Below are 15506 nucleotides of genomic sequence, written 5' to 3' on the forward strand. Positions count from 1 at the left end.
GTAGTTATGGCGCTTTAACGTTATGCGTTAGCTTCAGGGCACAATGTGATTTTGTTGCACCAGCTCATCGAGCGTGGTGTGTACGTTCTCCAGCGTTATGAGATTGGTTGAGTGATAAGTGTTGCCCGTACCGTCGCGGTCGATAGCAATCACCGTGTTGTTACCGCTGGTGGTAACGGTGAGGTAGTTGCCGAGCGTAGCGTTCTGCCCGTTCCAGCCCACCAGCAGGTCGCCGATATCGATTTTGTCACCCTGGGCCAGCGAGAAGTTGGTCCAGGTATCGGTAGGTCCAACGCCAACATTGCCAACGTTACCACCGGTAGCATCGTTGGCGTTGAGCAGGTGATAAATCAGCGTATCGCCGTAGACACTGCCGGTAAAACGATCGGCATCTACGGTGCTTACAACCTGCGGATTCATGTTGATGGTCAACGTAGCGGTATCGGTATGCCCATTCTGATCGTTTAGGGTGTAAGTAAATGTCTCTTTGGTGAGGATGGTGGAAAGTGAGACATCGCTGTTGAGGGCGTAGGTGTAATGACCATCAATGCCAATGGTCAGTTTGCCGTACAGTCCGTTAATGATGGCGCTGGTCGTGCTGCTCAGCGGATCCAGCGTGGCGGTGCTACCGCCCGTGCCGTTCACCGTCAGCAAGGTATGCACGCTGGCAATATGGTCCCCGTCATAAATGTTGCCGGCGACGCTGTTCGCTGTGGAAGTCTCGACGTTCTGCAGGTCGATTATCGTGCCTTTCACGCTAGGGGTGATGGTGATATTCCCCAGCCCTAAAGCCCCGACGCTGCCAGTGTAGTCGAGTCGATAGTTACCGGGGTGCAACATGATCCCCAGGGCAATATCGATATTGCCGCCAATGAGCAATCCACCGTTGAATGAGTTACTGGCAACCTTGACGTTGTTGCTGTCATACAGCGCCCAGGTGACGGTCAGTCCGCCCAGCGTCAGACCTGAAGCAACGTTAAAATGCAGTATGGCGTTTTGCACCGCCGTTCCCGTCGCGACCTCAATGACGCCAGTGCCATTTTGTGAGGTGGGAGAAAGGAGTTGGGCGTTCCAACTGGCGTTCCCGACGCTGTTGTCAGCAAACAATCTGGAGGTGTCCGCCTGCGTGGTGACCGCCATCTGGCTACTGACGTCATTTACGGCGTCCAGCGGCTGCGGCGTTGGTTTGATATTCAGCGAGGCGCTGCCGGTATCGCCGTTTGGTGCTCTGACCTTATACACGAAGCTGTCCGGGGTGTTGATACCGTCTGCACCCAGTCCGCTTCTTAGCGTGTAGGTGTAGTTCCCCTTCGCATCGATAGTCAGCGTGCCGTACTGCCCATTAATAGTGGTAGTGCCCGTCCCGTTAACGACGATACCGTTTACTTCGGTGATAACGGTATTGGCCGGAGCTGAGTCGTTGATCAGCAGATTGCCATTGGTTGTCGCACTCAGGCTGTCGATGGCGTAGGTGTGATCGGCCTGAATATTCAGGGTATAGCTGGTCAGCAGCGTCAGGCCGCCGGAAGCGTTAAGCAGGAACAGATAATCGCCACCCGGTAGCGTAATGGTATACGCTGACGAACTTCCGCCCAGTAGGGCAGTGACCCAGTTTGGCTGTACCCGGTACTGCTCATACTGCTGAATTGACTCGTTGAAGCGATAAACATAGAGATCGAAGCCGCCAAGCGTCACGCCGAGAACATTCGCCTGTACGGTCAGCGTGCGGGTTGCGCCATCGTCAACGTTGAACTTAATCGGGTTAGTCAGACCGTTGACCAGACTGACGTCCAGCACATTGCCGAGTCCGACGCTGGCGAGCGTGAAACCGGTTTGTTGTGAAGGCAAGTGGTCAACCGCGATGACCTGCGTTCCGTAAGTCAGCACTGCTGCATCGTCTGCCGCGGTTACCGTGCTGGTGGTTGGAGCCTGACCGAGCGTTACCACCAGTTTTGCCGAGGAGTGATCGCTGCCATGCGTCAGCGTGTAGGTGAAACTTTCAGAACGACCATACACTGAGATTGACGTATTGGTCAGGGTATAGGTGTAGCTACCGTTCTGATTGATATGCAGAATACCGTATTTCCCTTGCACATCAATGCCGCCCGCCGGGATATTCACAACGTTGCCGTTACCGTCGGTGATGGAGGTGACCAACGTGCCGGAAGGCGCATTATCCTGCCCGTTGGCGGGATCGGTATCCGTAATGATGTTCCCGGATTCCGTGGTACCGCCGATGATGGTCCCTGCGCTGGCTTTTACCACTGAGACATCAAGGCTGGTGTATGCCCCGGTCGCCAGCAGGTTGGTGTTGTAGCTGACCACGCGGTAATCACCGCCAGTCAGCCCGCTGTAATTGAGCGTTACGCCCGAGGCGCCCAGGGTGAGCAGGCTGGCGAAGTCTGGTTTCCCGGTATCCACCACCGTTACCCAGGCATTCAGCGAGGTGTCAAAGCGCTGGATAACGACTTCAAGCGTGTTTAACAGCGACAGCACCACGCCGGTCGCGGCGGCATTGATCGTAATGGACCCACTGCCGCCAGAAGCGATGCTGAAATTAACGCTTGCCGTATCGTTCCCCAGCACGTTGGCGACATTCCCCAACGCATTAACCAGCAGGAAACCATAATCGCTTTGATGATCGGTGCTGACGATAACATCGGTTTGCAGCGGCAGGCTGGTGACGTTGTCTTCAGCCAGCAGTGGCAATACCGGTGCGATAGCGCTTGTCGGCGATGAGGTATTGCCCGCCGCATCGGTCGCCGTGGCGGACAGCGACTGGCCTTCAATCTGGCGAACCGGCAGGTTGACGCTGTAGACACCGCTGCTGTTGGCGATTGCCGTCACGCTGGTGCCGCCGGGCAGGGAGATAGTGACCGTGCTTCCCGCTTCGGCGACGCCGCTGACGGTGCCGCCATCGGCGCTGATCAGTATCGTTGGCGCGGTCGGTGGCGTGGTGTCCACAATCACGCTGAACGAACTGGACAACCCGCTTGCGCCGTTGGCGTTTGTTGCAGTGGCGGTAAACGCGTGGTTACCTTCGCTGAGCGCCCCGGATGGGGTAAAGCTCCAGATCCCGTTACCGTCTGCGGTCGTGGTGCCCATGAGCACGCCGTTGTTGTACAGGCTGACGATGGCGTTAGCCTGCGCCGTTCCGCTGAGCGTTGGCAGCGTATCATTGGTGGTTTTGCCCGCCGCGACGGGCCCCGTGATCGTACCGACGTCATCGAGAACGGTGGCAATAACCGGCGCAGGCGGTACGCCAGTAAACGGTGCCAGAACGTTACCCGCCGTGCCGATGTTGCCTGCGGCATCCTGGGCGCTGACCTGCAGCGTTTGCCCACTGATTTGCGGTGGGTTCAGCGTGAAGGTGAAATTACCGGAGGCGTTGGCGGTTGCCGTGCCGAGCACCGTTCCACCGCTGGAGGTAATAATGACCGTGCTGTTTGGCTCGGCAACGCCGGTGAGCGTGGTACCGTTGGCGTTTACCGCCAGCCCTGTAGGAATGCCCGGGGCGACGGTATCGACCACGATCGCTGCCGCAGACGATATGCCACTGGTATTACCCGCACTGTCCGTTGCGGTGATGGTAAAGGAGTGAGTACCTTGTGCCAGCGCGGTGGTTGGGGTGTAACTCCAGTTACCGCTGCCGTCCGCTGTCACGCTGATGACAAAGCTGCCGTTATCGTAAATATCGACCCGCGCGTTGGCTTCTGTGGTGCCGTTTAATGTTGGGCGTGCGTCGTTGGTTGGCTGATTAGCGCCAATCGCCCCGGTGTTTGGCCCGACGTCGTCAATAATGCTGCTGATTGAAGGCTGCGTCGGCGCCGTGGTGTCGACCACCACGCTAAAGCCTGCCGTCGCACTGCTGGTGTTGCCCGCCGCATCAGTCGCGGTGACGGTGAAGGTGTGCGATCCATTCGTCAGCGGCGTAGTTGGGGTAAACGACCAACTGTTATTACTTTGCACCAGCGCCGTACCCAGCAGGGTGCTTCCATCATAGATGCTGACGGTGCTGCCTGCCTCGGCGGTACCGTTCAGCGTCGGGCGCGCATCGTTGGTCAGTTGTCCGTTGTTGAGCGCCGCATTGAACACGCCGCCTGCGATATCATCCACCACTGAGACCAGCAGCGGGGCGGATGGCGCAATGGTGTCGACATTAATAATAAACCCGCCGGAGGTAGGACTTACGTTTCCGGCGGCATCGGTGGCGATAGCGGTAAACACATGCTGACCGTTACCCAGCGCGGCAGGAAGATATTCCCAGGTGCCGTCTATCGCCGCAGTTACCGTTGCCAGCAGTGTGCCATTATCGTAGATGGCTACCCGGGCACCGGCTTCCGCCGAGCCGTTGAGTACGGGACGGGTGTCGTTGGTAAAGGCCCCGCTCGACAGCGTTCCGGTTCCCGGTAGCACGTCATCAAAAGCCTGGATAATCGTTGGCGCAAGCGGGGCGACGGTATCAACAACGATGTTAAATCCAGCGGACGTGAGGCTGACGTTTCCGGCAGCGTCGGTGGCTGTCACTGTCAGCGCGTGGTTACCGTTGCCAAGCTCGGTTCCTGGCGTGAAGCTCCAGGCGCCCGTGCCATCCGCTGAGGTAAAGCCGATAAACGATCCGTTATCGTAAACTCTTACCGTGGCATTGGCTTCAGCCGTGCCGCTAAGCGTCGGGAGTGGATCGTTCGTGGCCTGACCGTTGTTCAGATTACCGATCAGCGGGCCGACATCATCTGCAACCTGAGTAATCGCTGGCGTACCAGGCAACACGGTATCCACGATAAGCGCGAAGCCATTGGATGGCTGGCTGGTATTACCGGCGCTGTCGGTGGCGGTGACGGTCAGCGTATGCGGGCCGTTACTGAGTGCATCCGTTGGGGTTAAGCTCCAGGTGCCGTTAGCCCCAACGGTGGTGGTGCCGATGGGCTGACCATCGCTCAGGACGGTTATGGTCGCGCCAATTTCACCGGTGCCGCTCAGGGCCGGACGGGATTCATTCGTGGTCTGCCCGTTGGTTATCGGGCCTGTTGTCGGTGCGGTGCTGTCCTGAACTGAGCTGATGACTGGGATTGACGGGGCAACTGAGTCCAGCTCAATAGTAAACGATGATGATACTCCGCCGGAGTTACCTGCCTGATCAGTGGCAACGGTGGTGAATATATGTTGTCCCTGTCCCAGCGGTGCATCCGGTGTGAAGCGCCAGTTGCCTGACTCGTCCACCTGCGCTGTACCGATGGCGACGCCGTTATCACGGATCGTGATGATGGCGCCTATCTCGCCTTTGCCGTTCAGCGTAGGCTGCGCATCGTTCGTCAGTTGTCCGTTGATCAGCGCTGTATTGCCAGGCTGATCGTCAATTACGGAGGTAATGGTCGGTGCCGCTGGCGGCAGCGTGTCGACGACAACCACAAACGGCGGCGTTGCCGGGCTGATATTGCCCGCGGCATCTGTGACGGTGGCAGTCAGCGAGTGGCTGCCTTCACCGAGAGCAGGCGCAGGCGTAAAGCTCCAGTTGCCGTTTTCATCGCTGATGGTTGTGCCGATGATCGCCCCGTTATCGCGGATGGTAACAAGCGAATCCGCCTCGGTAACGCCAGCAAGCGTTGGGGTATTATCGTTGGTCAACTGCCCGGAGGTCAGGATTTGGGTTGTACCAACGTTGTCCGTGACTGTCACAATAGAGGGGGCATTCGGCACCAGGGTATCGACAATGATCTGGAAATCACCGGATGGATCTCCCTGGTTGCCTGCGGCATCTGTTGCGCGAGCGGTAAAGATATGGTCGCCTTCTCTCAGCGGAGCGGTCGGGGTAAAACTCCAGAATCCGTTGCTGTTTACCGTAGTAGTGGCATAAGCGATGCCATTATCGTAAAGGGTGATGGTTGCCCCCGCCTCGCCGGTTCCGTTAAACGTCGGGCGTGAATCGTTGGTAATTTGCCCTTTATCCAACGATCCGGTGCCGGGGGCAATATCGTCAATAATGCTGGTGATAGTTGGCACCTGCGGGGCCGTGGTGTCGATGGTGATTGCGTAGTTGGGTGACAGACCACTTGGGGTACCGTCCACCGTTTGAGAAACCGTGAAGTTATAGGTTATGCCGTTAGTCAGCGCAGTGGGTAGCTGATAACTCCATGCGCCAGACACGGCATCGGCGGTTACCGTGGCGATGGATGCGCCATTTTGATAGATAGTCACCGATGCCCCAGCAGTGGCGGTCCCTTGCAGCAGCGGTAAGGTGTCGTTGGTGGTTTTACCGTTGCCAATCACCCCCATTATGGGCGCGATGTCATCAACGATCTCAAGAGTCGGTGGATGCGGAACGCTGGAGGTAGCGGCGTTAAACGTTGTCGGATCACTTTGATTTCCGGCGGTATCCTGAGCGATGGCGTTGAGCGCCTGACCGGTTGTTTGCGCTGGCGAAATGGTGACAGCAAAGTTACCAGAACCGTCTGCCACCCCCTGGCCGAGAATGGTGTTACCGCTGCGAATAATCACGGTGCTGCCGGCGTCGGCCGTACCGCTTACCAGCGTCCCGTTAGGATCTACGCTGGTAACCGTAGGCGTTGCAGGCGGCAGGGTATCGACAATCAACGTCAGCGGGTTATCTGCAGCCAGTGAGTTACCTGCGGCATCCACTGCGCCGAACGTCAGTGTGTGAGTGACGTTCGGCGTGAGGGGAACATCCACACTCCAGGTGCCGTTAGCAGCCACGGTGGCAGTAGCAACAGGATTACTACCCTCATAAATAAGCACGGTACTGCCAGGTGTGCCGGTCCCGCTAATGGTCGGGGAGGTATCGTCCGTGACGCTGCCACTGGTTAGCGAACCGGTAAAGATTCCAACGTTATCCTGGATATCCGTTACCTGCGGCAACGTCAGCTTCGTGTTGTTAACCGTAAACGAAATGCTGTTTGAATTGTCGCTGATGTTACCTGCCGGATCGGTTGCGGTGGCGCTTAACGTGTAGCTTCCATTCGCCAGCGCAGTCCCTGGCGTAATACTCCAGGTTCCACCAGCCACCGTTGTAGTACCGATTACCGTCCCCCCGTTATACAGGGTGATGGTATCCCCGTCTGTGCCAGTACCGCGAATGGTTGGCGTGGTGTCATCAGTCACGGCATCTGGCGCAAGGTCGCCCGTGACATCACCGACATTATCGTTGGCGGCAATAATCTCCGGTGGTGCAGACGGCGTCGTGTCGATGTTCAGTGTTATGGCGTTAGATGGCAGGCTGACGTTGCCTGCTGGATCGGTTGCGGTGAGAGTTACCTGATAACTACCAGGAGCAACCGGTGCTGACGGAGTGAAGCTCCAGGTACCGTCTGCACCTACTGTTGCTGTTCCCTGCAATGGGGGAGTACCAGCAAGATAGAGGGTAATCAGATCCCCGACGTTCCCCGTGCCGCTAAAAGTTGGCGTGGTGTCATTGGTGTTGCCATTAGTGACCACACCCGTTACCGGAGCCACATCGTCGGTAATGATTGGCGCGGCTGGTTGTGCGGGAGGCGTATTGTCTACTGTCAGAGTAAAGCTTGCCGACGGGATCCCCGTGTTGCCCGCGACGTCAGTCGCCGTGGCGGTAAATTTATGCGGCCCGTCGGCGAGTGAGGTTGGGGTAAATGTCCAGGTGCCGTCTGGTTGTACGGTGACGATGCCAATAGAACCGCCATTATCATAAATCGTAATCTTCGCGCCGGGCTCGCCGGTTCCGGAGAGTTCGGGATTTGAGCTCTTGGTACTGCTGCCGTTACTCAGCGTTTGAAGATTTGTCCCAATCAGACCTTCTGCGGAGCTGATAACCGGGGCAGCTGGTGGGGTGGTATCAATCGTCAGCGTAAAGTTCCCGGCATTGCTGGCGTTGCCTGCAGCGTCCGTGGCGATAGCGGATAAATTGTGTGCGCCTTCACTGAGCGGTTGGCTGAGTTGAATACTCCAGGTGCCGGCGGGTAAAACCGTTGTGCTGCCAATTGGCGTGGAACCCTCATAGAGGGTGATTGTAGAACCGGATATTCCGGTTCCTTTCAGCTCTGGTAAGGTATCGTTTGAACGGCTTCCGGAAGGCAGATCGATCGGCGCATTCCCAACGTCGTCGGTGGCAGCCAAAATGATAGGATCGCCTGGCGGTTGAGTATCTACGGTAACGCTGACCACCGTGGGTGAGGTGATGACATTACCTGCGGCATCGGTTGCCGATACCGTAAACTGATGAGTGCGATCGCTGAGCACCTGATTTCCCGGAACGGTATAGCTCCAGGTGCCTGAACTGTCGACAAGAATAACCGTCATCAACAGACTGCCATCGTACAGGCTCACCAGTGAACCTGGTTCACCGGTACCCGAGAGGGTTGGCGTGTTATCGTTAGTGACCCAACCGTTATTTGCAACGTTGCCCGTAATGCTGCCAACATCATCGTTAACCAACGTTATTACTGGAACGGTTGGGGCGATGCTATCGACAATAATTTTCCAACTGGCGGCGCTGCTGGTGTTGTTGGCAGCGTCTGTTGCCGTCACCGTAAATACGTGCGCGCCCTGGCTTAGTGCTGCGGTGGGCGTATAGTTCCAGTTACCGTTGTTATCAGCGGTAACTGTCGCAAGCAGGGTGCCATTATCATAAATTTTGACCCGCGAACCTGCTTCGGCGATGCCTTCAATTTTCGGTTTATCGTCGTTGGTTAACTCATTGTTATTGATGGGGCCAGTGAAATCGTCAACATCATCAGTAACGGCAATAATAACTGGCTGGTTTGGTACAGTGATATCCGGAGCCAACGCGGAGGTAGGCTGACTCTCGTTATTGCTGCTGTCCGTTGCGGTGACTTTTACCGTTTCGCCGTTCTTTTGCGACGGCGCTATAGACACGGTGAAATTGCCGCCGCTGTCAGCCTGGCCTATGCCAATCGGGTTACCGTTGCTGTCTTTAACGGTGACGGTGCTTCCCGCTTCAGCATGTCCGCTTACAGAACCGCCGTCTCCGGCGACGGTGACGCCGGTTGGCGCATCAGGTGCCGTGGTGTCCGGTGCGTTGACAGAGGCGTCGTTGCCCTTGTTGCCTGCGGTGTCGGTCGCATTTGCCGTAAGGGTCTCGCCGTTGGTTTGCGGCGGAACCAGCGTTGCGGTGAAATCCCCATCCGTATCGGCAGTTGCCGTACCAATGATATTGCCATCTGGATCCAGAATATTGACCGTACTGTTGGGTTCGGCTTTGCCGGTGACCTGGTCGCCAGTGCCATTAACTAGCAGGTTTGTTGGGGGCTGTGGCGCGGTAATGTCTGGTGCAAGCGCCGTTTCTGGCAGGCTTGGGTTTCCTGCCGGATCGGTTGCGATGGCTTCAATGGTTTCGCCATTGGTCTGTGGTGGGTTAATGGTGATGGTAAATGAGCCGTCCGTTCCGGCGACGCCGCTGCCGATCTGAGTTCCGCCACTGCCGGTGATAACCACGGTATTACCTGGATCGGTCGTTCCGGTGACGACAGTCCCATCCGCAGATACGTTGAGATCATCAGGTGGCGACGGTGGCTGGGTGTCGATGCTGATATTGAACGCTGGTGACATGCCTCCTGTACCTGACTGGTTTGTCGCGGTGGCGGTGAAGGCGTATAAGCCGTCCTGCAAATTGGTGTTGGAGGTCCAGGTCCAGTTGCCGTTACCGTCAGCCAGTACGCTGTCGATAATTGTGCCGTTGTCGTAAATAGTCACCGTGCTGTTGGCGTCGGCAGTGCCAGAGAGCGTGGGGGTATTATCGTTGGTGGCCTGATTATTGCTCAATGGTCCGGTTGAGGGGGCAAAATCATCCATTATGCTGACGATAACAGGCACGCCCGGGTAGCCAGAGTTGGTGGCATTGAAAGAGGTATCTGGCCCGATGTTGCCTGCCTGGTCCTGAATTTTCGCGACCAGCGCTTCACCGTGCGTCTGTGAGGGCGAAATCGCGATGACGAAATTGCCGGTTTGACCGACCGTTGTTGAACCCAAAACCTGATTATTACTGCCGATGATAATGACCAGGCTTCCCGCCTCAGCGCTACCGGTTACCGTTGTACCTTCCGGATTAACGGAGGAAATGACTGCGGCTGCAGGCGGGGTGGTATCAACGGTGAATGTCGGCACGCGCGTTTCCGCGCTCACGTTACCCGCGGCGTCAGTTTGCGTCAGCGTCAGATTGTGAACACCATCGCTGAGCGGAATGTCTGGTGTAAATGTCCAATTCCCATTGTCATCCACCCGGACCATGCCGATCAGAATGCCGTTATCAGAAATGCTGATGAAACTACCTACTTCGCCTGTACCAGTGAGCGTCGGCGTAGCATCGTCGGTTACACCGTTATTGGCGATAAGGCCGGTAATGGAACCGACATTGTCGGTTTCCTGAGTGATCACGGGGGCGTCGGGGGCAAGCGAATCGACAATAATTTCCCAACTGTCCGACATGCCGCTGCTGCCAGCACCGTTTGAAGCGCTGACGGTAAACTGGTGTGTGCCGTCTGCCAGAGGAGAGGATGGCGTAAACGACCAGTTGCCGTTGGCATCGATTGTCACCTGGCCTATTTCGACGCCGTTATCAAAAATATGTAATGTGGCATTCGCGGGGCCGGTGCCCTGGAGTGTCGGCGTATTATCGTTGGTGGATTCCTGCTGATTGACAGGGCCAGTAATCAGCTCCTGGTTATCGATTATGCTGGTGATAACGGGGACGTCAGGCCTGTTAGGGGTTGTCGTTGGCGGTGTGCCGCCATCACCGTCACCGTCACCATCACCGTCGCCATTACCGTTACCTTCGCCGTTGCCACCGTTGCCATTGCCGCCGCTACCATTGCCGTTCCCGGCATTACCGTTTCCAGCGTTATTATCACTCCCACCACCGCCGCCGCCACCACCACCACCCGCAGCGAGGCCAATCCCGCCAGCGACAGCGATCCCGCCAAGAACCCACGGCCAGACGGCGCCGCCTTCATGACTGCCTTCGGCCGTCATCAGCGGTGTGAGATCGTCCAGGTGCTGGAAATGGAATGCTCCGTCAGTATCCTGAACCCACCACAGTGCGCCATTACTGTCCTCCAGAACAAGTTGGTTTTGCGCTTCGCCTTTTCCGAGGTAGAAATTTTTAATGGTGATGGTTTCACCTGAGCGGAGTGTGACAACCAGATCCTGATTAACGCGCGTGAGTTGACTCACCTCCTCACGCGACACAGACAGTTTCACGATAGAAGGTGAACTGAGCGTAACTTCAGAGGCTTCAACATTTGTGGAAACGCCAGTTAATTTTGATACAACGGCGAGTAGACGCATATGTTCACTCCTGATGGCATGCCGGGAGTATTAATCCGCAACAGCGCGCTGGGAAAATGAGCAGACAGGGGCTCCGTTCATCATAAAGATGAATTTACACATGTAATTTCATTGATTAGGTCACATAGATGTTAGTTTATTGATTAAATACGTCTGGGCCCTTTCGGCTGAATAGTTCTTTCGTATTAGATGATATAGTCAGAAAGAAAGTATTCTGCAACTTATCCATATTAAAAAAGTAATTAGTCATTTGAAAAGGATACTTTCCAGTTTGCTTTTAACGGTTGTTTTCATGGCAACTAATTGTATTTAAATGATTTTGTTTTTATTGAAATGAATGTCAATATAATAAACAATAGTAATAATAGTGTTATTAAATAAATGGAAATATGAATGCTATGGTCTTGAACTTTTATATTATTGGACTATAGACCGCAACGGTAATGACAGGGGGTTTATTTCATATCTGAACGATTCAGCATAAATAAACTATAAACTCGGTGAATGTATTGTGTGGGTTTCGATAACTAAAAAATAAGAACCAGTCTCAGGAGGAGAGACTGGTCACAGGGGAGTAGCATTTAGCGGCCAGCATTTTTCATGATACGCGCTTTATCTAACTGCCATTCGCGTTCTTTCACATCAGAGCGCTTGTCGTGCTGTTTCTTACCTTTCGCAACGCCAATTTTCACTTTGCACCAGGCATTCTTCCAGTACAACGAAAGCGCAACGACGGTATAACCATCACGATTCATACGACCATACAGGGAGTCGAGTTCACGCTGGTTTAACAACAGTTTACGGGTTCGGGTGGGGTCGCATACCACGTGTGTTGAGGCCACCGCCATTGGCGTGAAGTTGGCGCCAAACAGGAACGCTTCGCCGTCTTTGAGTATGACATAGCTGTCGCCGATGTTGGCTTTACCCGCGCGCAGGGATTTGACTTCCCAACCTTGCAGGGCGAGTCCTGCTTCGAACTCTTCTTCAATAAAGTATTCGTGTCGTGCGCGCTTGTTTAGCGCGATTGTGGCTGAGCCAGGTTTGTGTGCTTTTTTCTTCGTCATAATGCCGCTCAGTATAGGTAATCTGGAATCGAAAAACACCCCATTTCATCCAGCGGGGCGCAAGGCGCTATCTTAGCACGAGTTAGGCTATAGCGTTTTTTTTAGCGGGTGATAAATGGTATTATTTGTGTGATTGATATTGATGGGAATTGTTATGCCTCAGATTAGCCGGACCGCTTTAGTACCCTACAGTGCGGAACAGATGTATCAGCTAGTGAATGATGTTAAGTCCTATCCTCAGTTTTTGCCGGGTTGCACCGGTAGCCGCGTACTGGAGTCGACTCCGGGACAAATGACGGCCGCTGTGGATGTCTCGAAAGCAGGGATCAGCAAAACGTTCACCACGCGCAATCAACTGACCAGTAATCAGAGCATTCTGATGCATCTGGTCGATGGGCCGTTCAAGAAGCTGATTGGCGGCTGGAAGTTTACGCCACTGAGTCATGAAGCGTGTCGTATTGAATTTCACCTCGATTTTGAGTTCACCAATAAGTTAATCGAGCTGGCGTTTGGCCGTATCTTTAAAGAACTGGCTTCAAATATGGTGCAGGCCTTCACGGTTCGCGCGAAAGAGGTTTACAGTGTCAGCGTCGGCTAAAATTGTCGTTGAAGTGGCGTACGCGCTACCCGAGAAACAGTATTTACAGCGCGTAACGCTGCAGCAGGGCGCAACGGTGGAAGAGGCTATCCGCGCTTCCGGGCTGCTGGAATTACGTACCGATATCGATCTCAGTAAAAATAAAGTGGGTATCTACAGCCGTCCGGTAAAGCTTGCTGATGTTCTGCATAACGGCGATCGGGTGGAAATTTACCGGCCACTGATTGCTGACCCAAAAGAGCTGCGCAGACAGCGAGCAGAGAAATCCGCTAAAAAGTAACAGACAATAAAAAAGGTGCTCATTGAGCACCTTTTTTTGATCTCTCAAACCTACTTGTTATCGGTCAAAGCGGGTTTGTTATCAATGTTGGTCAATACGCCGCTGCTGTTAAAGGTCAGCGTCAGCGTTTGCTGGGTTACGCCTTCATGTCCAGGTTGCTGACGGAACACATAAAACCAGGTGTTAGTGCCAAAAGGATCGGACATCATTGGTGTACCCAGAGCATAAGCAACCTGCTGTTGCGTCATACCCGTGCGCACTTTAGCGACATCGGTAGGTGTCAGATAATTTCCCTGGTTGATGTCAGGGCGGTAAACCACTCGCTCCAGAGTGGAACAGCCTGCAGTCAACATCAGTAGTACTGCTGCAGCAGCAGTCAGCGTTTTACAGCGCATAGTGATTTGATTCCTTTTCGGGCCCGAGCAGTACGCGGCTCATATGTAATATGCCGATGATAATAGACCTTTCACCACTTTAAAACCTTTTGCTGTCGGGTCGGTCGGCGATTTTATGTTGAACTCAGACCTTCACAAGGTAAAAAAGTTTATGCCGCCAGCAGTTCTTTTGCATTTGCGAGGGTATTGCGCGTCACTTCGCTACCGCCAAGTAGACGGGCTAATTCCTGCAGGCGCGCGCGTTTATCAAGCGGCTGCATGTGTGTTTCCGTCATCGCGCCATCTGTTTCTTTGCTGACATAGAAATGTTGATGACCACAGCCCGCAACCTGCGGCAGGTGAGTAACACACATTACCTGCGTTGACTCGCCCAACTGTCGCAACATTTTACCCACTACCGCAGCCGTCGGGCCGCTGATACCAACATCCACCTCATCGAAAATTAGCGCAGGCGTTTCCATCTTACGTGCTGTAATGACCTGAATAGCCAGCGCAATACGTGACAGTTCCCCGCCGGAAGCGACTTTCGCAATTGGCTGTAACGGCTGACCTGGGTTAGTGGTCACTTTAAACTCCACGCGATCGGCACCGTCTGCGCTCAGATGATGCTCCTCAAATTTCACATCAATGCAAAAGACACCGTGCGGCATCGAGAGGGCATGCATGCTCTCTGTAATAAGTTGCCCCAGTTCCTGCGCATAATGCTGACGCTGTTGGTGCAGCATTTTTGCCGTTTCCAGCGCCTGCTGGTGGTGATTGTTCACCGCCAGGGTTAAGGTTTCGAGCGAGTCGGCCTGATCGTCCAGTTGCTGTTGTTCATCCAGCAACGACTGATAGAACTGTGGCAGCACTTCAGGGGCAACATGATGTTTACGCGCCAACGAGATTTGCCTGGAGATACGCTGTTCGAGTTCGAACAAGCGGTTAGGGTCTAAATCCAGACGATCGCAATAGTGGCGCAGCTCGTCGCTGGCTTCGCTGAGCTGGATGGTGGCCTCTTCCAGCATATCCAGAATATCTGAAAGTTTGCCGTCCATGCCTGCCAGTTCAGTGACCAGGTGTTTTGCGGTGTACAGTTGGCTTTGCAGATTGATGTCTTCACCATCAGCCAGGATAGCCAGCGCCTGTTGGCTGGTGGTGAGCAATTGCCCACTGTTAGCCAGGCGCTTGTACTCTTCATCAATTTGCTCAAACTCACCCGGCTGCGGATTGAATTCGTTCAGTTCCTTTAACTGGTATTGCAACAATTCCGCCCGGGCTGCGCGTTCCAGGCTTTGTTGCTGATGATGCGCCAGGTCACGACAACTTTGGTGCCATAGTTGGTAGCGCGCAGCCATTTCCTGGGTCAGAGACGCTTCATTGGCGTAACCATCAAGCAGGGATTTTTGGTGTTCTGATTTTGTAAGGAGCTGATGCGCATGCTGGCCATGGATTTGAATAAGTAACTGGCCCAGCTCGCGCAACTGCGATAACGGAACGGCGGTTCCGTTAATAAACCCACGGGAGCGGCCATCGCTGCTGATAACGCGACGCAGCAAACACTCACGGCCTTCCTCAAGCTGGTTCTCTTCCAGCCAGCGCAGGGCTGCGGGGGTATCTTTTAAGGCAAAACGGGCGCAGAGGTCGGCTCGCATGGCGCCTGCACGCACCATGTCTGCGTCTGCGCGTCCGCCCAGACACAAACCGAGAGCATCAATGGCAATGGACTTACCCGCACCGGTCTCACCGGTGATAACGGTCATTCCGTTCTGGAAATCGATCTCAAGTTCACGAACGATAGCAAAATTGCTGATGGTCAGTTGTGCCAACATAGCTGTTTTCCTGTATGAAAAACCATAACTGTGATTTCATACAGTATAAACTGGTTTTTTATACAGTAA

General features: G+C 54.6%; 6 protein-coding genes. 2 read left to right on the forward strand and 4 right to left on the reverse strand.

Going from position 1 to position 15506, the window contains the following annotated elements; translation table 11 throughout:
- Positions 1-33 precede the first annotated feature (33 nt).
- Together HV345_RS06115 and smpB are read right to left on the reverse strand one after the other, a co-directional pair.
- On the reverse strand, positions 34-11289 hold the full coding sequence (locus tag HV345_RS06115; RefSeq protein WP_181636379.1) for a BapA/Bap/LapF family large adhesin: 11256 nt from the start codon (positions 11287-11289) through the stop codon (positions 34-36).
- A gap of 581 nt (positions 11290-11870) precedes the next feature.
- On the reverse strand, positions 11871-12353 hold the full coding sequence (gene smpB, locus HV345_RS06120) for an SsrA-binding protein SmpB (RefSeq protein WP_003031211.1): 483 nt from the start codon (positions 12351-12353) through the stop codon (positions 11871-11873).
- A 154-nt stretch (positions 12354-12507) separates the two neighbouring features.
- Here smpB and ratA point away from each other — a divergent pair, with 154 nt between their 5' ends.
- Together ratA and HV345_RS06130 are read left to right on the forward strand one after the other, a co-directional pair.
- Complete coding sequence (gene ratA, locus HV345_RS06125; RefSeq protein ID WP_003031213.1) at positions 12508-12951, forward strand: type II toxin-antitoxin system toxin RatA; 444 nt, start codon at positions 12508-12510, stop codon at positions 12949-12951.
- Positions 12935-13231, forward strand: coding sequence for an RnfH family protein (locus HV345_RS06130; RefSeq protein WP_181636380.1), 297 nt, complete (start codon positions 12935-12937; stop codon positions 13229-13231). The genes ratA and HV345_RS06130 overlap by 17 nt, the downstream gene beginning before the upstream one ends.
- A gap of 50 nt (positions 13232-13281) precedes the next feature.
- Here HV345_RS06130 and bamE read toward each other — a convergent pair whose 3' ends face one another.
- Complete coding sequence (gene bamE, locus HV345_RS06135) at positions 13282-13626, reverse strand: outer membrane protein assembly factor BamE (protein ID WP_003826401.1); 345 nt, start codon at positions 13624-13626, stop codon at positions 13282-13284.
- Between the two features lie 149 nt (positions 13627-13775).
- Positions 13776-15437, reverse strand: coding sequence for a DNA repair protein RecN (recN, locus tag HV345_RS06140; protein ID WP_181636381.1), 1662 nt, complete (start codon positions 15435-15437; stop codon positions 13776-13778).
- Positions 15438-15506 lie beyond the last annotated feature (69 nt).

The organism is Citrobacter sp. RHBSTW-00986 (assembly GCF_013783065.1).
Lineage (GTDB): Bacteria > Pseudomonadota > Gammaproteobacteria > Enterobacterales > Enterobacteriaceae > Citrobacter > Citrobacter braakii.

Excerpts from the sequence above, each read along its gene's own strand:
- HV345_RS06115 (WP_181636379.1), bottom strand. The coding sequence starts at position 11,289 with ATGCGTCTACTCGCCGTTGTATCAAAATTAACTGGCGTTTCCACAAAT.
- bamE (WP_003826401.1), bottom strand. The coding sequence starts at position 13,626 with ATGCGCTGTAAAACGCTGACTGCTGCTGCAGCAGTACTACTGATGTTG.
- ratA (WP_003031213.1), top strand. The coding sequence starts at position 12,508 with ATGCCTCAGATTAGCCGGACCGCTTTAGTACCCTACAGTGCGGAACAG.
- smpB (WP_003031211.1), bottom strand. The coding sequence starts at position 12,353 with ATGACGAAGAAAAAAGCACACAAACCTGGCTCAGCCACAATCGCGCTA.
- recN (WP_181636381.1), bottom strand. The coding sequence starts at position 15,437 with ATGTTGGCACAACTGACCATCAGCAATTTTGCTATCGTTCGTGAACTT.